Source organism: Desulfovibrio porci (assembly GCF_009696265.1).
Taxonomy (GTDB): Bacteria; Desulfobacterota; Desulfovibrionia; order Desulfovibrionales; family Desulfovibrionaceae; genus Desulfovibrio; species Desulfovibrio porci.
The window spans coordinates 118,742-139,813 of the sequence record NZ_VUMH01000009.1; the positions used below are offsets into that span (position 1 = coordinate 118,742).

General features: G+C 64.6%; 16 protein-coding genes. All 16 read left to right on the plus strand.

Going from position 1 to position 21,072, the window contains the following annotated elements:
• The first annotated feature begins 3 nt into the window (after positions 1 to 3).
• The 16 genes from FYJ44_RS09845 to FYJ44_RS09920 all read left to right on the plus strand — a co-directional run bounded on the left by FYJ44_RS09845 (position 4) and on the right by FYJ44_RS09920 (position 21,071).
• Positions 4 to 1,980: an Hsp70 family protein gene (locus FYJ44_RS09845; RefSeq protein WP_154511622.1), complete on the plus strand. Its 1,977-nt coding sequence runs from the start codon at positions 4 to 6 to the stop codon at positions 1,978 to 1,980.
• Positions 1,981 to 2,065: 85 nt separating this feature from the next.
• Positions 2,066 to 3,799: a hydantoinase/oxoprolinase family protein gene (locus FYJ44_RS09850; protein WP_154511624.1), complete on the plus strand. Its 1,734-nt coding sequence runs from the start codon at positions 2,066 to 2,068 to the stop codon at positions 3,797 to 3,799.
• 408 nt (positions 3,800 to 4,207) lie between these two features.
• Positions 4,208 to 5,710, plus strand: coding sequence for a glycerol kinase GlpK (gene glpK / locus FYJ44_RS09855; protein ID WP_154511626.1), 1,503 nt, complete (start codon positions 4,208 to 4,210; stop codon positions 5,708 to 5,710).
• Between the two features lie 382 nt (positions 5,711 to 6,092).
• Entirely contained in the window at positions 6,093 to 7,304 is a 1,212-nt protein-coding gene (locus FYJ44_RS14725; RefSeq protein WP_229772647.1) for an ankyrin repeat domain-containing protein, read from the plus strand.
• A 5-nt stretch (positions 7,305 to 7,309) separates the two neighbouring features.
• On the plus strand, positions 7,310 to 7,789 hold the full coding sequence (locus tag FYJ44_RS09865) for a tRNA (cytidine(34)-2'-O)-methyltransferase (protein WP_154511628.1): 480 nt from the start codon (positions 7,310 to 7,312) through the stop codon (positions 7,787 to 7,789).
• On the plus strand, positions 7,780 to 8,826 hold the full coding sequence (locus FYJ44_RS09870) for a CobD/CbiB family cobalamin biosynthesis protein (protein ID WP_154511630.1): 1,047 nt from the start codon (positions 7,780 to 7,782) through the stop codon (positions 8,824 to 8,826). Before FYJ44_RS09865 ends, FYJ44_RS09870 begins: the two co-directional genes overlap by 10 nt.
• 10 nt (positions 8,827 to 8,836) lie before the next feature.
• A complete protein-coding gene (locus FYJ44_RS09875) occupies positions 8,837 to 9,580 on the plus strand; it encodes a sulfite exporter TauE/SafE family protein (protein WP_154511632.1) in 744 nt (247 codons plus the stop codon).
• Between the two features lie 12 nt (positions 9,581 to 9,592).
• Complete coding sequence (locus FYJ44_RS09880) at positions 9,593 to 12,718, plus strand: efflux RND transporter permease subunit (RefSeq protein WP_154511634.1); 3,126 nt, start codon at positions 9,593 to 9,595, stop codon at positions 12,716 to 12,718.
• 178 nt (positions 12,719 to 12,896) lie between these two features.
• Positions 12,897 to 13,958: an alpha/beta hydrolase gene (locus tag FYJ44_RS09885; protein ID WP_154511636.1), complete on the plus strand. Its 1,062-nt coding sequence runs from the start codon at positions 12,897 to 12,899 to the stop codon at positions 13,956 to 13,958.
• Positions 13,955 to 14,671 (plus strand): YkgJ family cysteine cluster protein, encoded by a 717-nt coding sequence (locus FYJ44_RS09890; RefSeq protein ID WP_154511638.1) that lies wholly within the window; start codon positions 13,955 to 13,957, stop codon positions 14,669 to 14,671. The genes FYJ44_RS09885 and FYJ44_RS09890 overlap by 4 nt, the downstream gene beginning before the upstream one ends.
• Before the next feature lie 95 nt (positions 14,672 to 14,766).
• Positions 14,767 to 15,981, plus strand: a complete 1,215-nt coding sequence (locus tag FYJ44_RS09895; RefSeq protein WP_154511640.1) for a bifunctional 3,4-dihydroxy-2-butanone-4-phosphate synthase/GTP cyclohydrolase II — start codon at positions 14,767 to 14,769, stop codon at positions 15,979 to 15,981.
• Between the two features lie 207 nt (positions 15,982 to 16,188).
• Positions 16,189 to 16,764, plus strand: a complete 576-nt coding sequence (locus tag FYJ44_RS09900; RefSeq protein WP_154511642.1) for a cytochrome b/b6 domain-containing protein — start codon at positions 16,189 to 16,191, stop codon at positions 16,762 to 16,764.
• Between the two features lie 129 nt (positions 16,765 to 16,893).
• Positions 16,894 to 17,361, plus strand: a complete 468-nt coding sequence (locus tag FYJ44_RS09905) for an EVE domain-containing protein (protein ID WP_154511644.1) — start codon at positions 16,894 to 16,896, stop codon at positions 17,359 to 17,361.
• 268 nt (positions 17,362 to 17,629) lie between these two features.
• The gene (locus FYJ44_RS09910; RefSeq protein ID WP_154511646.1) at positions 17,630 to 19,015 is read left to right on the plus strand and encodes an FAD-binding oxidoreductase; all 1,386 of its coding nucleotides are present in this window, start codon (positions 17,630 to 17,632) and stop codon (positions 19,013 to 19,015) included.
• Positions 19,016 to 19,018: 3 nt separating this feature from the next.
• Positions 19,019 to 20,311: a (Fe-S)-binding protein gene (locus FYJ44_RS09915; RefSeq protein ID WP_154511648.1), complete on the plus strand. Its 1,293-nt coding sequence runs from the start codon at positions 19,019 to 19,021 to the stop codon at positions 20,309 to 20,311.
• Positions 20,312 to 20,438: 127 nt separating this feature from the next.
• A complete protein-coding gene (locus tag FYJ44_RS09920; protein ID WP_154511650.1) occupies positions 20,439 to 21,071 on the plus strand; it encodes a LutC/YkgG family protein in 633 nt (210 codons plus the stop codon).
• Position 21,072 lies beyond the last annotated feature (1 nt).

Consider the following 21,072-nt stretch of genomic DNA (forward strand, 5'->3'; position numbering starts at 1 on the left):
AAGATGAAGAGTATCGGCATTGATCTCGGCACCACCAATACCTATCTCTACGGGACCGGCGGCGCTTCGGCCGAGCCCGCCCCGCTGACGCTGCCGCGCATCAGCGATGAAAACGGCTGCATAGCCACGGTGGTTCTCTATCAGGACCACAAGCCCCTGCTCATCGGCAACATCGCGGAAAGCGAATACCACACCAACCGTGCCGCCATGCCCGCGCGGACCCTGCGCAGCCAGTTCAAGCCCGAAATCGCCCACGGCGACTCCGAGGCCATGGAGTGGATGACGGATTTTTTACGCGAACTGCGCGCGGCGCTGCCCGAGGGCGTTCTGGAGCCTGAAAGCCGCATTTATGTGGGCATGCCTTCCCGGACCAGGGAGGATTTCAGCCTCAATCTGGCCCAATGTTTCGTGCGGGCCGGCTGGCCCCGCCCCGCCTTTGTCAGGGAGTCGGACGCGGCCATGATTTCCTGCCTTCAGTCCGGAGCTCTGAGCATCGACGATATCGAAAACAGGGCGCTTATCCTGGATTTCGGCGGCGGCACCTGCGATTTCACCAGCCTGGAAAGCATGGACGTGCTCCAGAACGGCGGCGATCCCCTGTTTGGCGGGCGCTTGTTCGATGATCTGCTGTTTCAGGTTTTCTGCCGTAAAAACGAGCTCTTCCAACGGGACGCGCCCGGCTCCGGCTATGAATATTATCTGCACTGGATTCAGTGCAAGGCCGAAAAGGAGCGTTTTTCGGACGCCGTGGCCCTGGACGGGGCGGCCAGGGTCAGCCTGCACGCCGTGTGGCATGACGCCCGCGGGAACAGACAGGACGCCTATGTTCACGACTATACGCGGGAGGATTTCATCAGGGATGCGGAAAACTACGCGGCCACGGACAGCCTGCGCGCCATGCTGGGCCAGTATGCCGACAGGGGCGGCCTGAGCCCGCAGGCCCGGGATCTGCTGCAAGGCCGACGGATCGGCCTGCTCTCCTGGTTCAGAAGCATTCTCGGCGGCATTGACGGCCGCCGGGATATTTCAAAAGTCATTCTCACGGGCGGCAGCAGCCGCTGGTTTTTCGTCCAGGACATGGCGCGGGAGCTTTTCCCCGCCGCCGAGCGGGCCATGAGCCGCCGCACGTATGAGGACATCGCCTACGGCCTGGCCCTCTATCCGGTCCTTTCCGAGTCGCACGCCGCCGTGCGGGCGCTTCTGGGCGAGAAAATCGAGACCTTTGCGGATCAGGCCTGCGAAGTGGTGCGGAACATCGTGGCCAAGCACGCCACATTCGCCGTGCGTCTGTGCACGGAGCGCATTGTGGACCGGGACATCATGCCCGTGCTGGAAGAAGCCCGGAAAGTGCAAAAAACCGTGGAGCAACTGGAGCGGGCCTTTGTGGAAAACATCCAAAACGATGCCGGGCTGCTGGCCGTCATCAGGGAAAAAACGGAAGCCCTGCGCGAGGAAATCCAGTACGAATTGCAGCAGCGTTTCAGGGCCTGGCTGCGCCGGAACGGCGTCCCGCTAGCCCCGCGCTTTGAATTCCCCGCGCGGGCGCTCAGCAATGACTTTTTCGACGCCATCAGCGTAAAGGTGTCGCGCCTGGCTTTTCTGAACATCATGGATTTCATGGCCTCGGCGGTGCTGCCGGGCATTGCCGCCTACGCCGTGGCCGGGGCCATAGCGCACACGGGCGAGGCTGTCTCCGCCGTGCTGGGCGGCGGCGCGGCCTTTATGGGCGTCTGGGGCCTGGGGAAAGTGGCCAAGGGCTTTTTGTGGAAGCGCAAGCTGCCCAGGTTTTTCCTCACGGAAACGAACCGGCGAAAGATTGTGGAGAAAAACAAGGCCTATATTGAAGCGGCGTTGGGCAAGGCTTTCGCGGACGTCCAGGCCGGACTGGCGGACGATGCGGAACGCAGGCTGCGCCACGCCCTTGCCTCCATGCTGTCCAGGCTGACGGTCCTGAATCAGGTGCGTTGCGCGCGGCCGTAGGGCCGGAAAACCCTGGCCCGGCGGAGTCGTATGGCGTATGCTCGGCCCCGTATCATTCAACTTTTGCGTTCAAGACGGAGCGGGCATGAAAGAAAGCGCAGTACTGGGCATTGACGCGGGCGGCACCCATACCGACGCGGTGCTGATCACGGGCAACGGGGCAAGTCCGCGTCTGGCGGCGTCGGCCAAGGTCAAAACCCGCCATGACGATCTGCCCGCCTCGGTGCGGGAAGTGCTGGCGGCCCTGGCCGGGGAGCTGGGCGGCGCGGGCGCGGCGTTTCTGGCTGAAGTGGAGCGTGTGACCCTGGGCACCACCCTGGCGGTCAACGCCCTGGTGCAGGGCCGGGCCGACAGCGTGGGCCTGGCGCTTTCCGCAGGGCCGGGTCTGGACCCCGCGCGTTTCGGCCTGGGGGAACACGTCTGCGTGATTCCCGGCGGCCTGGACCACCGGGGCGTGGAGGTCAGCCCCCTGCAAACGGACGAACTGGCCCGGCGGGCGGCCCGCTGGCGCGATGAAGGCGTGGCCGCCGTGGCCTGCGTGGGCAAGTTTTCGCCGCGCAATCCGGCCCACGAGCGGGCCATGGGCGCGGCGGCCGTCAAGGCGTCGAGCCTGCCCGTCACCCTCGGGCACCGGCTCTCAGGCCGACTCAATTTCCCCCGCCGGGTAGCCACGGCCTATTACAACGCGGCCGTGCAGCGCCTGCACAACGATTTTCTGGACGTAGTGGAGGCGGCACTGGCCGACGCGGGCATCCACGCGGCCACCCGCCTGCTCAAGGCCGACGGCGGCGCGGTGCCGACATCCCTTTCGCGGCGCGAGCCGGTGCAGTCCATTCTGTCCGGCCCGGCGGCCAGCGTCATGGGCGTCATGGCCCTCTGCCCGGAAACGGAGCAAGGTTGCTCCCTGCTGCTGGACATGGGCGGCACCACCACGGATATGGCCCTGTTCTTTGACGGCTCGCCGGTCATCGACCGTGACGGCATGCTGCTGCAAGGCCGCCGCACGCTGGTGCGCGCCCTGGCCTCCACGTCCATCGGCGTGGGCGGGGATTCCCTGCTCAGCGTGGACGGCTCGGGGCGGGACGCGCGCGTACGCACCGGCCCGCTGCGCGACGGTCCGGCCCTGGCCTTCGGCGGCGCGCGGCCCACGTTGCTGGACGCCTTGAACGTGCTGGACGCCGAGGCCGCTCCCGGCGCTTCCGCTGACCGGGGCGATATGGCCGCTTCCCGCGAGGGGCTGGCGACGCTGGCCGCCGCCCACGGTCTGGATGCGCGCGTCCTGGCCCAAAAGGCCGTGGACGACGCTCTGGCGCAGGTGGCGCTGGCCGCGCGCGAGCTTGTGGAGGCCGTGAACGCCCGGCCCATTTACACCCTGGCCGCGCTCAAGGCCGTGCGCGAGGCCAGGCCCGAGCGCGTCTGGCTGGTGGGCGGCCCGGCGGACTGCATCCGCGAGCGTCTGGGCGCGGCCCTGGGCCTGCCGGTAGCCAGCCCGCCGCACGCCGCCGTGGCCAATGCCGTGGGCGCGGCCCTGACCCTGCCCACAGCCGGACTGGAAATTTATGCGGACACGGGGCGCGGCCTGCTGCGCGCGCCCGCTCTGGATCTGGAGGAGCGCATCAGCAAGGGCTACACACTGAACGCCGCCGAGCGCCGCGCCGGGGAACTGCTGGCCGCCCACCTGGCCGCCGAGGGCGTGCCGGACGCGGCCGTGGAAGTGGTGGAAGCCGACCTTTTCGCCACCCTGGACGACGGCGGCTACGGCTCCAAGGATATCCGGGTGGCCTGCCAGGTGGTGCCGGGCATTGCGGGGCGATTGTGACGGAGAAGTGCTGATTACTGATCTTTTTGTCCTCTGCCTGCGTCAGACGAACTTCGCGCGACGGTCGAATATGTTTGAATATATTCCCTCCGCCCGAAGTTCGCCTTCCTTGGCGGAAAACAAAAGTCTTCAGTAATCAGCGCTTCTCCGGATATTCCCGCGTTGAAAAGCTCTAGAGCAGATTAACTTTGAAATGTTGTACATCTCAAAGTTTAAAGACACGCCCACTTCACCGCTTAACAGTGCAAATAAATTGCGCTTACGGCTTCGTGGCGCGAGGCTGCTGCGCAGCCTCGTTAGAGCGTTTTAACTTTGAAACGCTCTAACGCCGCATTGCTGCCGTCGGCTGAATGCCTCTTTGAAAAAGAGGTGCGTTTCAAGGGCAATATATTTTTAGGGGGAGACGTATTGACCGCCTCGTATATCCTGGCCCTGGACCAGGGCACCACCAGCTCGCGGGCCATCCTGTTCGACCGCCGGGGCCGCATGCTTCAGGTGGCCCAGAAGGAATTTACCCAGATCTATCCTCAGCCCGGCTGGGTGGAGCACAGCCCGGACGAGATTTTCGACACCCAGGCCCATGTGGCCCGCGACTGTCTCAAACAGGCCGGGGTGCAGGGCCATGAGCTGGCCGCCGTGGGCATCACCAACCAGCGTGAAACCACCGTGGTCTGGGACCGGGCCAGCGGCGCGCCGGTGTACAACGCCATCGTCTGGCAGGACCGCCGCACGGCTCCCGTCTGCGACCGTTTGCGCGCCGAGGGCAAGGCCGGAATCATCCGCGAAAAGACCGGCCTGGTGCCGGACGCCTATTTTTCCGGCACCAAGATCGGCTGGATTCTGGATAACGTGCCCGGCGCGCGGGCCAGGGCCGAGGCGGGCGAACTGCTTTTCGGCACTGTGGATTCCTGGCTGATCTGGAATTTCAGCAAACGCGGCGCGCATTTGACCGACCCTTCCAACGCCAGCCGCACCCTGCTGTTCAACATTCACACCGGCCAGTGGGACGACGAACTGCTGGACCTGCTCAACGTGCCGCGCGCCATGCTGCCCGAGGTGGCGCCTTCCTCCAGCGTCATGGCCCGCGCGCATCCCGAATTTTTCGGCCACGCCGTGCCCGTGGCGGGCGTGGCGGGCGACCAGCAGGCCGCCACGTTCGGCAACGCCTGCCTGAAGGAAGGCATGCTCAAGAACACCTACGGCACGGGCTGTTTTCTGCTGCTGAACACCGGGGCGCGGCCACGGACCAGCCGGAACAACCTGTTGGCCACCGTGGCCTGGGAGACGCAGCGCGGCCGGAGTTACGCCCTGGAGGGCAGCGTTTTCGCGGGCGGGGCCGTGGTCCAGTGGCTGCGCGACGGTCTGGGCTTCATTCAGGATTCCTCGGAGCTGGAAGGCCTGGCCGCCTCCGTGCCGGACAACGGCGGCGTCTATCTGGTTCCCGCCTTCACGGGCCTGGGCGCGCCGCACTGGGACCAGTACGCGCGCGGCGTCATGGTGGGCCTGACCAGGGGCGTTGGGCGCGGGCATATCGCCAGGGCGGCCATTGAATCCATTGCCCTCCAGACCCTGGACGTCATGGAAGCCATGCGGGCGGACGCCGGTCTTGCCTGCAGCGTGCTGCGCGTGGACGGCGGGGCCAGCCGCAACAATATGCTCATGCAGTGCCAGGCCGATCTCACCGGCGTGCCCGTGGAACGCCCGGTGGTGACGGAAACCACGGCCCTGGGCGCCGCCTGCCTGGCGGGGCTGGCCGTGGGCTTCTGGGCGGACGAGGAGGAAGCGGGCGCGCTCTGGCAACTGGACCGCCGCTTTGAACCCCGGATGAGCGAAGAGCGCCGCGCCGAACTGCTGTACCACTGGCGCCGGGCCGTGGAGCGCTCCCGCCGCTGGATCGAGCCGGAGGAGTAGGGCGGAAGGCCGGAAAAGCAATCTGAGCGGGGGAGAAATGGCCGTCATCTTGTTTCTGTTCGGTCTGTTCTGCGTCTGGAAAGGAGCGCGTTTCGCCTGTTGTCTGCTCCCTGCGCTGTTTTTCCTTCATGCCGATCCGGAACCGCGCCGCTATGCCGGTGATCTTTTTGATCCCTTCGTATCGCTGGGATTGGGGGCGGTGCGGACAGGTCAGGCCGTTTTACTGGCAATGGTGACCTTGCTTTTGTCACGCTGGTTGTTGGGGCCGTCCAGACCCGTATCCCTGAGGTCTCCATCCCGTTTATGCGGCTTGCTTTTCATGGGCTGCGCCTTTCTTTGGTGGGGTCTGGAAAATCACGTTGCGGACACGCGTGAAGTGTTCTTGGAAAAGATTGCGCCGGATTTTCTGGCCGGTACAAGCAATGACGAGGAGGCGGTACGGACCGCGTTTTCGCGGAATGCTTTTTTATGCACCAGGTCCTATGCGCAGGGGATCAATGCTCTGCTGGACGGCGGCGATGCGCAGCGGGCGACGCTTTTTCTGAATATCATTGCGGAACACTGCAATGATATTGAGATTGTCTGGAGTGATTTTGCGGATAGTCGGCAAAAGGACGGTTCCATTGTTGGGCTGGACGGCCTGCTGGCGGCGGATCTACTGAATATTGCGCCGCTTTTCGACCGGCTTACGGGCTACCTTGAGCGACATGGAAACGAGGACCAGTTGTTGAGGATTTTCCGTTATTACCACGCCCGGGCACTGGGGGAGGACGGACCGAGCCGGGATCAGGCCCGCGCCGCGCTGGAGAAGTTTTTCGATATCGCCGGAAGGAACCGGGAGCTTCTGGAACGGATTCGGGCTGTTGCCGGTTCCGATCCTTCGCGTTATTTTTCCACGTCCGGCGTGGAGCGCGTCAGTTTCAACCTCCTGCAGAGCGCCGCCGCGTCGTTGGACGCCGACCTGTTGCGGGCCTGTCTGGCTTTGGGCTTTGACCGTGAAAATACGCGCGCCGGGTCAGTGCTTTTTTATTTTGTGTATTTTCATGCCGGACAGGCGGTGATCGACAAATTGCTGGCGGCGGGCGTGGACGTCAACGCGCTGAACCGCGCGGGACAGACCGCTCTGGCCTGCGCGCTGCAAATGTATGGGCATGAGCGGGGCCGCGCCGCCACAATGCAAGGGAAGCAGGAAGATCAGCACAACATCGCCGAGATCATGGATATCCTGTTCACTCTCTGCGATCCCGCGCGGTACAGGACAACGGGCGGCGACACCTTTTTGCACAAGGCTTGCCGGTCAGGTTCCGGGAAGAGCCTTGAGCTGATACGCTTGCTGCTTGACGCCGGGGCGAACCCGGACCTGGCTGGCGAAGGCGCGATGCCGCCCCTGGAAACGGCCGCCCAGAAAGGCTGGGATGAGCTGGTCCCGCTGCTGGCGGCGGGCCGCAAAAGACAGAACCTTCCTGAACCGGAGAGTGTGGGGGAGGCTGGTCGCCCCGTGAAGCCGGAAGGCGCCCGCCGGAATCCTTCCCCGTCCACAGGGCGGGAGGAAAATGAACGACCCGTGAAACCCGGCGATGTCCGGCGGAAATGACCGTCATGCGCATTGTTCTTTTTGAGCCCGAAATCCCGCCCAACACCGGCAACGTGGCCCGGCTCTGCGCGGCCACGGGCACGGAGCTGCATCTCATCGAACCCTTGGGCTTCAAGCTGGAAAACCGCTATCTCAAGCGCGCGGGCCTTGATTACTGGCCCAATGTGCGCCTCTTCACCTGGCCGGGCTGGTCCGCTTTCGCCGGGCGGCCCGGCAGGCCCGCCGACGAGCGCTGGGTAATGACTTCGGCCAAGAGCCGCCACGGCAACGCGCCCTTGCAGCATTTTGCCTTCCAGCCGGAAGACTGCCTGGTTTTCGGGCCAGAGACGCGCGGCCTGCCGCCGGAAATGCTGGACGCCTCTCCGCATCACGTGCGCATTCCCATGCGTGAGGGCGGGGTGCGCAGCCTGAACCTGTCCACCTCGGCGGGCATTGTGCTGTACATGGCCCTGGCCTCCTGCGGTCTGCTGGAACAATGGATCTGAGCCTTTTAGCGTCCCTGTTCCCGTACTCGGTATGGGAGTGCTGGTGGCTGGCCCCCCTGGCCCTGCTGCTGGATCTCCGGCTGGGCGACCCTAGACTGCCCTGGCCGCATCCGGTCTGCCTGGTGGGCCGCCTGCTGGCCCGGCTGGAAGGCCCGGCCCGTCGCCGGATGACGTCGGGCGACCCGTCCGGCGAAAAACGGCGCGGCCGTCTGGCGGGTCTGGCCTGTCTGCTTCTGCTGGCCGGCGTGACGGGGTTGGCGGCCTGGCTGCTGGTTTCCTTGCCTCTGCTTGGACTTTTGCCGGCCGTGTACCTGGCCTGGGCCGGGCTGGCCATGGGCAGCCTGCTGGAAACGGGCGGGGAAGTGCTGCGCGAGGTGGAGACGCGGCCCGAAGCTCAGGCGCGCAAGGCTCTCTCCCGGCTGGTCAGCCGGGACACCAGCCGCATGGACCGCCCGCTGCTGCGTAAAACCCTGGCCGACACCCTGTCGGAAAATTTCACCGACGCGCTGCTGGCCCCTTTTTTCTGGTTGCTGCTGGGCGGGCCCGTGGGTCTGTGGATGTACAAGGCCGTGAGCACCACGGATTCCATGTGGGGCTACCTGACCGAGCGCTGGCGCTGGCTGGGCTGGGCCGGGGCGCGTGCGGACGATTGCCTGGCCTTTATTCCGGCGCGGCTGTCCGTGGCGGCCTTGCGGCTGACGGACATGCTGGTCCGGCGGCTGCGGCCCGCCGCGCGGGTCTGGGACGGCCGGTGGCCGGGCTTCCGCACCGTGGCGCGCCAGGCGGCGGGCATGCCCAGCCCCAATTCCGGCTGGTCCATGACCGCATGCGCCTGGCTCTGCCGGGCGCGCATGGCCGGGCCTTCAGTCTACTTCGGCACGCTGGTGGACAAGCCCTGGCTGGGGCCGCCAAAGGACCGGGCCGCGCCCTGGGACCGGGCGCGGCTGCTGGCCTTGTGCGCGCTTATGCGCTATAGCGCCGTATGCGGTGGGCTGGCTCTCTGGCTGGTCTGCCTTGCGTTCCGCTTGTTGCGCTGAGAGGTGTTTCATGGTTCTGGCGGCTTTGTACCTCACCTGCCTGGTGGTGGGTTTTCTGGTGGGCGTCACGGGCGTAGGCGGCATTCTGATTCCCCCGGCCCTGATTCTTTTGAGCGGACTTGGCACCCATACGGCCATGGGCACGGCTCTGGCCTCCTTTCTGCCTCTGAGTCTGGTGGGCACCTGGCTGTACCACCGCCTGGGCCATCTGGACCCGGCCAAGGCCGTGCCCTATGTGCTGGGGGGACTGATCACCGCCGGGCCCGGCGCGCTGCTCAACGCACATGTGCCGGGCGGGCCGCTGATCCTGCTGCTGGCCCTGCTGGTTATCTTCGCGGGTTTTTGCGCTTTCCGGCCGCCCCGTGTGGGCGCGGGCGGCAATCTCTTCTGGCAGGGCCGCAACGGCGTTTTTCTGATCGGGGCTGTTACCGGCCTGCTGGCCGGGCTCACGGGCGCGGGCGGGCCGGTGCTCTCCATCCCCTGGATGGTGGTGGCGGGCTTCCCGCCCGTGGCTGCCGTGGCCCTGTCCATGCCCTATCAGGCGGCCACGGCCCTTTCCGGCACGGTGGGCAACTGGAGCGGCGGCCATGTGGATTTCAGCCTGCTGCCCATGCTCTGCCTCTTGGAAGTGGCGGGCTTTTTCGGCGGCGTGGCCGTGGTGCGGCGCATCCCGGCCTGGCTGCTGCGCCGGATCATCGGCGTGCTTTGCAGCGCCCTGGGCGTTTTTTTGCTTGTGCGTCAGCTCATGTCTTAGCATACTCACACCATGAATATCGCCGCCGTCTTCATCCGACGCCCGGTCGCCACCGCCCTGATCATGCTGGGCATGCTCTTTTTCGGCGCCACGGGCTATATGTCCCTGCCGGTCAACCAACTGCCCAACGTGGACTTTCCCACCATCCAGGTCATGGCCGACCTGTCCGGGGCGGACCCGGAGACCATGGCCGCCTCCGTGGCCACACCGCTGGAAAAGGAATTTTTCACCATTGCGGGCATTGATTCCATTTCTTCGGTCAATGCCGTGGGCCGCACCCGCATCACCATCCAGTTCGCCCTGGACAGGAATATCGACGCGGCGGCACTGGACGTGCAGTCGGCCATCGGTCTGGCCCAGCGCCGCCTGCCCACCAGCATGACCACGCCGCCCAGCTTCCGCAAGGTCAACCCGGCGGATATGCCCATTCTCTACCTGCGGGTTTCCTCGCCCACCCTGCCCCTGTACCAGCTCAACGAATACGCCGATACGCTCATCGGCCAGCGTCTGTCCATGGTGGAGGGCGTGGCCCAGGTCGTCATCTACGGCCAGAAAAAATACGCCGTGCGCGTGCAGCTGGACCCGGACGAGCTGGCCACGCGCGGGCTGGGCATCGACGAGGTGGCCGACGCCGTGGCCGCCGCCAACTCCATGCTGCCCACCGGCTCCCTGGAGGGCGCGCAGCGGGCAAGCTCCATCAAATCCTCGGGCCAGCTGCTCAACGCGCGGGCTTTCCGGGACACGGTGGTGGCCTACCGCAACGGCGCGCCCGTGCGCCTGCGCGACCTGGGCACGGTGGTGGACAGCGAGCAGCAGGACAAGCAGATCTCCTGGAGCAACGGCGGCGCGCCCAGCATCACCCTGGCCGTGGAGCGCCAGCCCGGCACCAATACCGTGCAGGTGGTGGACGCCATCAAAAAGCTGCTGCCCGGCCTGGAGCGCCAGTTGCCGCCCTCGGTCAAGGTGGACATCTTTTACGACCGCTCGGAATCCATCCGCGAATCCGTGGCCGACGTGAAGTTCACCCTGATTCTCACGGTATTTCTGGTGGTGCTGGTTATCTTCATTTTTCTGCGCAACCTGCCCGCCACAGTCATCCCCAGCCTGGCCCTGCCCATGTCGGTGATCTCCACCTTCGCGGTCATGGCCGTGCTGGGCTACAGCCTGGACAACCTCTCGCTCATGGCCCTGACTTTGGCCGTGGGCTTTGTGGTGGACGACGCCATCGTCATGCTGGAAAACATCGTCCGCCACCAGGAAATGGGCAAGGACCCGCTCACGGCCGCCTATGACGGCTCGGCGGAAATCGGCTTCACCATTGTCTCCATGACCATTTCCCTGGCCGCCGTGTTCATTCCCGTGCTTTTCATGGGCGGCATCGTGGGGCGGCTGTTCCGCGAGTTCGCGGTGGTCATCATCACGGCCATCCTCTGTTCCGGCGTGGTCTCGCTGACGCTGACGCCCATGCTCTGCGCCTACTTTCTGAAAGCCGGACAGAAGCACAAGGCCGGGTATGAAGGCGTGTACGGCCTGCTGGAGCGCATGTTCGACCGGCTGGCGGCGGGCTACGCCACATCCCTGGATTACGTGCTGCACCATCGCCTGGCCGCGCTCTGCGCCTCTCTGGCCCTGCTGGGCCTGACCGTCTGGCTGGGCGTGGTCATGCCCAAGGGCTTTCTGCCCGCCGAGGACATGGGCTTTCTGGTGGCCAGCACCGAGGCGGAGCAGGGCGTTTCCTTCCAGGGCATGGTGGAGGCCCAGCACGCCCTGGACCCCCTGCTGGAAAAACAGCCGCACGTCTCCATGTTCAACTCCGTGGTGGGCATTGTGGGTTCCAGCCAGAGCATGAACAACGGCATCCTGCTCATGCATCTCAAGCCCCACAACCAGCGTCCGAACATCGAAACCGTGGCCCAGCGCCTGCGGCGGGAACTGAACACCTCCCCGGCCATGCGGATTTTCGTGCGCGTGCCCCCGGCCATCAACATCGGCGGGCGCTCCTCCAAGGCGCTCTACCAGTATACCCTGTCCGGGCCGGACATGGAGGCCCTCTACGACAGCGCCCAGAAAGTGGAGGAAGCCCTGCGCAAGCTGCCCCAGATTCAGGACGTGAACAGCGATCTGCAGCTCAAGAATCCCGAGCTGCGCGTGACCATCGACCGCAACCGGGCGGCGGCCCTGGGCGTCAGCCCGCAGCAGATCGAACTGGCCCTGCAGTCGGCCTACGGCTCGCGTGAAATTTCCACCATTTACGCGCCCACCAACGACTACAAGGTCTTTGTGGAATTGCAGAAGCGCTTCCAGCAGGACAGTTCGGCCCTGTCCCGCCTCTACGTGCGCTCCAAGGACGGGGAGCTGGTGCCGCTGGACACCCTGGCCAAACTCTCGCCCGGCGTGGGCCCCATCGCGGTGAACCACAACGGCCAGTTCCCGGCCGTGACCATCTCCTACAATCTGCGGCCCGGCGTGGCCCTGAGCCAGGGCGTGGGAGCCGTGGAAGCCACGGCCCGTCCCCTGCTGCCCGATTCGGTGACCGCCGAATCCCAGGGCACGGCCCAGGCCTTCCAGAACTCCCTCAAGGGCATGGGCTGGCTGCTGATCCTGGCCATTGTGGTCATCTATCTGGTGCTGGGCATTCTGTATGAAAGTTTCATCCATCCCCTGACCATTCTGTCCGGCCTGCCCTCGGCGGGTTTCGGGGCGCTGGCCACGCTCTGGCTGTTCGGGCTGGAGCTGGACCTCTACGGTTTTGTGGGCGTGATCATGCTGCTGGGCATCGTCAAGAAAAACGCCATCATGATGCTGGACTTCGCGCTGGAGGCCCAGCACCGCGACCCCTCCATCACGCCGCTGGCCGCCATCACCGAAGGCTGCCACGTGCGCTTCCGGCCCATTATGATGACCACCATGGCCGCGCTCATGGGCGCGCTGCCCATCGCCATCGGCATCGGAGCCGGGGCCGAGGCCCGGCGGCCTCTGGGCCTGGCCGTGGTGGGCGGCCTGTGCTTCTCGCAGATCGTGACCCTCTACATCACGCCGGTGTATTACTATTACATGGAAAAATTCTCCCGGCGGCTGAACCGCAGCTATGGGGGGAGGTTTCATGACGGTGACGCGAAAACGAGGGTCTGTCCCTAAATTGGCTCTTTTGACTTCCAGCTGCGTCAAACTCGTTTTTTGCTCCGGTCGAGTACCATAAGAGTACACTCCCTTCGCAAAAAATTCGTGTTCCTTGCCGGAAAGCCAAAATTTCTCAATTTAGAAACAGTCCCTTGAACATTCCGGCGCGTAACCCGCGCCACGGGAGAAGGATTGAATGAAGAAAATCTGCTCTTTTCTGCTGGCGCTGCTCTGCGCCGCCCCGGCCGGAGCTGCGGACAGCACGCGTTATTTCAATGCCGCCGGCCCCAGACTTTCCGTGCAGTCCGGCGTGGTGCGCGACGGCCTGCGTCTTTTGCTGCATGCGCCCGGTCTCAAGGGCGACGACTTCCTGCGCGCGGCGCGCAAATACGTCAACAGCGAGTCGGCCTGGAAAGCGCCCCAAGGCTATACGAATACGCGCGTGGCGCTCAGGAACTGCAATGCCGAACTTTTGCGCAAGGACGGCGAGCCGCATGAAAAGGCCGTTCTGCTGCTGCACGGCGGGGCCTATATACTGAAGCTTTCCAACATCTACCGGAGCATGGCCGTGCGCTATTCGCGCATGGCTGGTGACGCCGACGTGTTCTGCCCGGACTACCGTCTGGCCCCGGAGCACGTTTTTCCGGCGGCCCTGGATGACGCCCTGGACGCCTGGAACCGGCTGCTGGCCCAAGGCTACAAGCCCTGGAATATTCTGGTGGTGGGGGACAGCGCGGGCGGCAATCTGACCCTGGCCCTGACCCTCAAGCTGCGTGACATGGGCAGGCCTCTGCCCCGCGCTCTGGTCTGCATGTCGCCGTGGACGGATATGACCGGCTCGGGCGAATCACACCTTAAGAACGCGTCCATTGATCCCATTTTCGGCAACAATCCCGAATACATGCCGCCCAAGGACGGCGTCATGCCCAAGACCCTGCCCTTCATCCTCAGCTACGTGGGCGCGACTGATCCCAAAAATCCCTACCTTTCGCCGGTCTTCGCCGCCTACAAGGGTTTTCCGCCCATGCTGATCCAGGTGGGCACGGACGAAATTCTGGAAAGCGATTCCGAGATCGTCTATCGGCACGCCGTGGAGGCGGGCGTGGACGCCACACTGACCCGTTATTACGGACTGTTTCACGTCTTTCAGATTTTCGGCGACGCCCTGCCGGAAAGCCGCCATGCCTGGGAAGAAGTCAAGGCCTTCATTCAGGCGAAGTTCCTTGCGCCTGTGCCGGGGAAGCCCGGCGACGCATGAGCGATCTTTCCTGCCGTCGTTGCGGGCAATGCTGCCTGCGCGGCGGCCCGACCCTGATGCGTAAGGACGCACCCCTGCCGGGCCAGGGCGCGCTGCCGCTGGAGGCTCTGGTCTGCCTGCGGGCCGGTGAGTGGGCGCGCGACGACGCGCTCGGCATGCTGCGGCCTCTGGACGGGGAACTGCTCAAGCTGGCGGGCACGGGCGAGTCCGGCCATCCCTGGCGCTGCCTGTATTACAGGGACGGCGCGGGCTGCGGCATCTATGATCGCCGTCCCGCGCAGTGCCGTGTGCTGTTCTGCGCGGACACCGCGCCTCTGGAGGACATGCTGGCCCACGGGCAAAGTCTGGACCGCCGCGCGGTTCTGGAAACCCTGGCGGACGAAACGTTGCTGCCCGTCGCGCCGTCCCTCTGTCTGGAACTGATCACAGTCCACGACGAAGCTTGCCCGGCGGGCCGCGCGCTGGCTCTGGCCTCGGCTCTGGGCTTCCGGCCCCGCGGCGCGGCGGCAGCCGGGGAAATCACGGCGTCCGGCCTGCTCACCGGCGACGAGAAAGAAGCCGCCCGCGTCGAACTGGCGGAAATGGCCCGCTATGACGCGGCCTTCCGCGAACTCTGCGTCACGCGCGGGCGGGTGCCCGCCGCGTTGCTGCCGTTTCTGCTGGGCAGGCCGCTGGCGGCGCTGCTGGCGGAGGTGGGGCTGCGCGCGGTGTAGCGGGCCGTCCCGCCTCCGGTTGACAGAAGCCCGCGCCCGCCCTACCTTTGCCGCAAGCGCATTCCGGCCACACAGTAACTGTAAAGGAAGTAGTCATGCCTTTGTGCAGCGTTGAAGAAGCCGTCGCCGATATCCGGCAGGGCAAAATGGTCATTCTGGTGGACGACGAGGACCGTGAAAACGAAGGCGACCTGACCATGGCCGCCGAGCACGTCACGCCGGAAGCCATCAATTTCATGGCCCGTTTCGGGCGCGGCCTGATCTGTCTGCCCCTGGCCCCGGAACTGACCGACCGCCTGCAACTGCCATTGATGACCCAGCGCAACGGTTCGCGTTTCGGCACCAACTTCACGGTGTCCATTGAGGCCCGCGAGGGCATTACCACGGGCATTTCGGCGGCGGACCGCGCCGCCACCATCAGGGCCGCCGTGGCGGACGACGTTCGGCCCGAAGATATTGTTTCGCCCGGCCATGTCTTTCCGCTCCGGGCCAAGGCGGGCGGCGTGCTCGCGCGTACGGGCCAGACTGAAGGCAGCGTGGATCTGGCCCGGCTGGCCGGTCTCAAACCGGCGGCCGTGATCTGCGAAATCATGCGCGAAGACGGCAGTATGGCCCGCATGCCGGATCTGGAGAAATTTTCTGCCGAGCACAATATCAAGATCGCGGCGGTGCGCGACATCATCCGCTACCGTCTGGAGCGCGGTCAGGTGTCAGTGCGTTGCGACGCGCACGCCCATCTGCCCAGCCTGTACGGCGACTTCACGGTCTACGCCTACGAAAGCGAAATGGAGCCGGGCACCCATCTGGCCCTGGTCAAGGGCGACATCAGCGGGCCGGAGCCTGTTCTGGTGCGCGTGCACAGCCAGTGCCTGACCGGCGACGCGCTGGGGTCCCTGCGTTGCGACTGCCGGGGCCAGCTTGGCGCGGCCCTGCGCCAGATCGAGACGGAAGGGCGCGGCGCGCTGCTCTACATGCGTCAGGAAGGGCGCGGCATCGGCCTGGCCAACAAGATCCGGGCCTATGCCTTGCAGGATCAGGGCTACGACACGGTGGAGGCCAACCGCATGCTGGGCTTCCCCGACGATTTGCGCGATTACGGCACCGGCGCGCAGATGCTGGTGGATCTGGGCATCCGCAAAATCCGCCTGCTGACCAACAACCCCAAGAAAATCGTGGGGCTTTCGGGCTACGGCATTGAGATTGTGGAGCGCGTGCCCATTGAAATCGAAGCCTGCTCGGAAAACGAAGACTACCTGCGCACCAAAAAGGAAAAGATGGCGCATTTGCTCAGCGGCATCCGCTGCCATTAGGGCCTGACGGCACTGCCTTCTTTGACTCCGGTTTTGTCGAACTTCGTTTTTTATTTCAGCCGGGTGCCGGTGTTGCGTCCTCGTCCGAGGGGATGTAGTGTCAGCAGGTGCCGCGCGTTCCGGGGCACAGAGCGGAACGCGCCCGCCGGGCCGGAGTGGTGAACCCCGGTCCGGCCGTCCCGGAGGGAGGACCACCGGGAGACGACCATGGAAATACAAGCATGCATCAAAGCCCAGCCCGCGCTGTTATGGCGGTTCATGGGCTTTTTTCAAACCCCTTTTCTGCGCGCGCTGCACGCGCTGGTGGTTCTTTTCGTCATTCTGCAGCTGTGCAGCAGCGCGCTGATGGCGGTCACGCCGGACGGGGCGTCCGTGACGGCCTGGTACCATTTGCTGGCGGGCATGGGCCTGTGCGCCCTGAGCCTGATTCTTGCCATATACAGTCTGGGCAGGCACGGCCTGAAGTATTTTTTTCCGTATCTCTGGGGCGATGTGGACCAGATCCGCAAGGATCTGGCCGCAAGCCTGCGCGGCCGGATGGTGGCCCCCAGGCCCGGCGGTCTGGCCACATCCGTGCAGGGACTGGGGCTGGGCGCATTGCTGCTCACGGCCTTTTCAGGGCTGATCTGGTTCTGTCTGTGGCGGGACGCTTCGTCCGCCGCGCCTGCCTGGCGCGCGGCGCATGAGTGCGCCGCCTGGTTGCTGATCGTGTATTTCATCGGCCACGGCGGCATGGCCCTGCTGCATTTTTATGTCTGGCAACGGCGCGTGGTGAAAAAATAACCCGTAATTTTTTTGAGCAAGCATGAAAGCCGTCTTCGGACGGCTTTTTTACGGATGGCGGCATTGACGCCGGGCCGGTCGGCTCCATATACAAATGAGAATAATTATTTTTAATGAAAAGGGTAAAGTATGAGTCACTGGCTTTTCAAGACGGAACCCGGCTGTTTTTCCTGGCAGGATCTGGAAAATGCTCCCGGCCGGACCACCTCATGGGACGGAGTCCGCAATTATCAGGCCCGTAATTTCATGCGCGCCATGCGGGTCGGGGATCTGGGCTTTTTTTATCACAGCGGGCAGCAACCCGCCATTGTGGGCATTGTGGAGGTCGTGCGGGCGGCTTACCCGGACGCCACAGCCCTGGACCCGGAAAACCGGCACTTTGACCCCAAGGCCACGCCGGAAAAACCCATCTGGGAAATGGTGGATGTGCGTCTGCGGCGCGCTCTGCCGCAGCCGTTGAGCCGCAAGGATCTGGCCGCCTGGCCCGAACTGGCCGGAATGGAATTGATGAAGCGGGGCAGCCGTCTTTCAGTGCAGCCCGTGGAGGCCGGAGCCTTTGCCTTCATCTGCGGTCTGGCCGGGATTGAGCGCCCCTGAGTTTTCCGGAAATATCCGGTTCAGCGGACAGCTCAGCTATTGATACCTGTTGTTATGCTGATTGTGATACCACTGTACTTTTTTGGGAAGTCCTCTTTGCAAAAATGACAAAGCAGGCTATACAGTCACATTGTGCAAAGAATCCCAAGTGTTGGCGCGCTGATTCGCGCCTTCGGGGTGTGGGTTTCACGGCTTTTCCGGGCCGGCGCGACCGCGCGCGGTCCGTTCCCCATAATCCAGACGATGCGAGAGCGTGCAAGGAGGCTCTATGGCAAGCCAGGCGTTGATCAAAGATTTTGAAGACCTGATCGGCAAGGAAAACGTATTCACTTCCGATGCCGACCTCCAGAGTTATTCGTTTGACTCGGCGGTGCTTGAACCTGTGATACCGGCGCTGGTGCTCCGGCCCACCACGACCGAGCAACTGGGCCTCTGCGTCAAGAAACTCTATGACAACGGCATCCCCATGACCGTACGCGGCGCGGGCACCAATCTGTCCGGCGGCACCATTCCGGACCACAGCGACACCGCGGTGGTGCTGACCACTGGCCTGAACCGCATCCTGGAGATCAATTCCAACGACCTCTACGCCGTGGTGGAGCCGGGCGTGATCACCGCCGACTTCGCCGCCGCCGTGGCCAAAAAAAATCTGTTCTATCCGCCGGATCCGGGCTCCCAGGCCGTGTCCACCATCGGGGGCAATATCGCTGAAAACGCGGGCGGCCTGCGCGGCCTGAAGTACGGCGTAACCAAGGATTACCTCATGGGCGTCGAATTCTTCGACGCCACGGGCGAAACCGTCAAAACCGGCTCGCGCACGGTGAAGTGCGTCACCGGCTACAACCTGGCGGGCATGCTGATCCAGTCCGAGGGCACCCTGGGCATCATTTCCCAGGCCATCCTCAAACTGGTGCCGCCGCCCAAGGCCTCCAAGGCCCTGATGGCGGTCTTCGACGACATGCAGAATGCCGCCGAGGCCGTGGCGGGCATCATCGCGGCCCATGTGCTGCCCTGTACCCTGGAATTTCTGGACAACAACACCATCGTGCGCGTGGACGACTTCACCAAGGCGGGCCTGCCCCGTGACGCGGCGGCCATTCTGCTCATCGAGGTGGACGGCCATCCCGCCCAGGTGGCGGACGACGCCGAGGCCGTGGAACGCGTGCTCAAGGAAAACAAGGCCGTGGCCGTGCATGTGCCCAAGGACGCGGCGGAAAAGTTCAAACTCTGGGAAGCCCGGCGCATGGCCCTGCCCGTGCTGGCCCGCTGCCGTCCCACCACCGTGCTGGAAGACGCCACCGTGCCCCGCTCGCAGATCCCGGCCATGATGAAGGCCGTCAACGAGATCGCCGCCAAATACAAGGTGGAGGTGGGCACGTTCGGCCATGCCGGCGACGGCAACCTGCACCCCACCTTTCTCTGCGACAAGCGTGACGCCGAGGAATTCAAGCGGGTGGAGGCGGCCATCGACGAAATGTTCGACACGGCCATCAAGCTCCAGGGCACCCTCTCGGGCGAGCACGGCATCGGCACGGCCAAATCCAAATGGATGGAGAAGGAAACCTCGCGCGGCACGATCCTGTTCTCGCAGCGGCTGCGCCGCGCCCTGGACCCCAAGGGACTGCTCAATTCCACTAAATTAGTGGGGATTTAGTTTATGGATAATCTGCACGAATTGGCCCGGCGCCTCATGGCGCTGGACGACAGGATCACCGCCTGCATGAAATGCGGCATGTGCCAGTCGGTCTGCCCCATGTTCGGGGCTTCCGGCAAGGAAGCCGACGTGGCGCGCGGCAAGCTTTTCCTGATCAACAACATGGCGCACGAACTGCTGAAAGACCCCGAGGCCCTGGCCGACAAGCTCGGCCGCTGCCTGCTCTGCGGCTCGTGTCAGGCCGCCTGCCCTCCGGGCGTGAAAATCATGGAAGTTTTCATGGAGGCGCGCGAGCTGGTCAACGCCTATATCGGCCTGCACCCGGTGAAGAAAATGGTCTTCCGCAGCCTGCTGGCCAAACCGGGCCTGTTCAACTTCGCCATGCGCGTGGGCGCGCCCATGCAGGGCCTGATCTTCCGCAAAACCGGCGACGCGCAGGGAACGGTCTGCGCGCCCATGCTCAACTTCATGCTGGGCGACAGGCACATCCGCCCCCTGGCCAAAAAGCCCCTGCACGCCGTGCATGGCGCGCTGGACGAGCCCCGGCGGGCCGGCGGCCTGAAGGTGGCCTTCTACCCCGGCTGTCTGGGCGACAAAATGTATACGGAGATGGCCGAGGCCTGCCTCAAGGTGCTGCGCCATCACAAGGTGGCTGTCTTCATGCCCGTGGGCCTGGCCTGTTGCGGCATCCCCGCGCTTTCCTCCGGCGACGCCGAGGGCATGATCAAACAGATGAAGGTCAACCTCGAGGTGCTCGGCAAGGGCGATTTCGACTATCTGCTGAGCCCCTGCGGTTCCTGCACCTCCACCATCAAGGAACTCTGGCCGCGCTACGCCGGACGCCTGGGCAGTCTGGAGCAGAAGCAGGCCGAAAAGCTGGCGGAAAAAACCCTGGACATCAACGCCTTTCTGGTGGACGTGCTCAAGGTGGAAGCGGCGGCGGCCTCGGCCGACGCCGTGCCCGTCACCTATCACGACTCCTGTCACCTCAAGAAATCGCTGGGTGTGAGCGCGCAGCCGCGTACGGTCATCGCGGCCAATCCCGGCTACACATTGACGGAAATGGATGAGGCCGACCGCTGTTGCGGCTGCGGCGGTTCCTTCAACCTTTTTCACTATGACTATTCCCGCCGGATCGGCCAGCGCAAGCGCGACAACGTGGTTGCCACGGGCGCGCAGGTGGTGGCGGCGGGTTGTCCGGCCTGCATGATGCAGCTTGAGGATGTGCTTTCGCACAATAATGATCCCGTGCGTGTCAAGCATCCGGTGGAAATCTACGCAGAAAGCCTGAAGTAGGCGCGCGCGGACCGGGCCGCGCGCTCCGGCCGGGACGGCGGAATGGGAGTCGCGCTCCGCCGTCCCGGACGGCGCGTGGCGTCCCGGTCCGCGCGCTCTGCACCAAAGCCGTTCAAAGGAGTAAAGTATGCCCCCTGTGAACCCGGAACTGGTAGAGGCCTTCAGCGCCAAAGCCGCCATCGTCAACGCCGTGGTGCAGGAAGTGCCGTCCATGGCGGCGGCCCTGCAATATGTGGTGGACGTCTGTGAAAACAAGGCCCCGGCCGAACTGCTGGCCGACGAACCCGGCGTGGAGAAAGGCCCGCTCGGCCCCAACAAGGTGCCCACCCGCGTGCAGCGCGTCGTGGCCGCGCCGGACCTCGGCGACGAGGATTTCGCCGCTCTGGCCAAGGCCTGTGAGGAAAAAGGCTTCGCCTGCCTGCGCAACGGCCTGCGCGACCGCCTGGCCGGCATCGACGTGGGCCTGTCCCGCGCCGAGCTGGGTGTGGCCGGCAGCGGCACCTGCCTGATGAACACGGATAACGAGGACGTGCGTCTGGCCGGGATGATTTCCGAAATCCACGTCATCCTGCTGCGCAAATCCGACATTTATCCCGATCTGCCTTCCATCGCCCAGCTTCTGCGCGAGCGCATGAACGCCGCGCCCGCCACTTACACCACGCTGATCACCGGCCCGAGCCGCACCGCGGACATTGAGCGGGTGGGCGCCGTGGGCGTGCACGGCCCGCTGGAACTGCACATCATTCTTCTGGAGGACTGAG

Excerpts from the sequence above, each read along its gene's own strand:
- FYJ44_RS09915 (WP_154511648.1), top strand. The coding sequence starts at position 19,019 with ATGGATAATCTGCACGAATTGGCCCGGCGCCTCATGGCGCTGGACGAC.
- FYJ44_RS09895 (WP_154511640.1), top strand. The coding sequence starts at position 14,767 with ATGCCTTTGTGCAGCGTTGAAGAAGCCGTCGCCGATATCCGGCAGGGC.
- FYJ44_RS09905 (WP_154511644.1), top strand. The coding sequence starts at position 16,894 with ATGAGTCACTGGCTTTTCAAGACGGAACCCGGCTGTTTTTCCTGGCAG.
- FYJ44_RS09885 (WP_154511636.1), top strand. The coding sequence starts at position 12,897 with ATGAAGAAAATCTGCTCTTTTCTGCTGGCGCTGCTCTGCGCCGCCCCG.
- FYJ44_RS09850 (WP_154511624.1), top strand. The coding sequence starts at position 2,066 with ATGAAAGAAAGCGCAGTACTGGGCATTGACGCGGGCGGCACCCATACC.
- FYJ44_RS09865 (WP_154511628.1), top strand. The coding sequence starts at position 7,310 with ATGCGCATTGTTCTTTTTGAGCCCGAAATCCCGCCCAACACCGGCAAC.
- FYJ44_RS09870 (WP_154511630.1), top strand. The coding sequence starts at position 7,780 with ATGGATCTGAGCCTTTTAGCGTCCCTGTTCCCGTACTCGGTATGGGAG.
- FYJ44_RS09880 (WP_154511634.1), top strand. The coding sequence starts at position 9,593 with ATGAATATCGCCGCCGTCTTCATCCGACGCCCGGTCGCCACCGCCCTG.
- FYJ44_RS09875 (WP_154511632.1), top strand. The coding sequence starts at position 8,837 with ATGGTTCTGGCGGCTTTGTACCTCACCTGCCTGGTGGTGGGTTTTCTG.
- FYJ44_RS09910 (WP_154511646.1), top strand. The coding sequence starts at position 17,630 with ATGGCAAGCCAGGCGTTGATCAAAGATTTTGAAGACCTGATCGGCAAG.
- FYJ44_RS09890 (WP_154511638.1), top strand. The coding sequence starts at position 13,955 with ATGAGCGATCTTTCCTGCCGTCGTTGCGGGCAATGCTGCCTGCGCGGC.
- FYJ44_RS09900 (WP_154511642.1), top strand. The coding sequence starts at position 16,189 with ATGGAAATACAAGCATGCATCAAAGCCCAGCCCGCGCTGTTATGGCGG.
- FYJ44_RS09920 (WP_154511650.1), top strand. The coding sequence starts at position 20,439 with ATGCCCCCTGTGAACCCGGAACTGGTAGAGGCCTTCAGCGCCAAAGCC.
- FYJ44_RS09845 (WP_154511622.1), top strand. The coding sequence starts at position 4 with ATGAAGAGTATCGGCATTGATCTCGGCACCACCAATACCTATCTCTAC.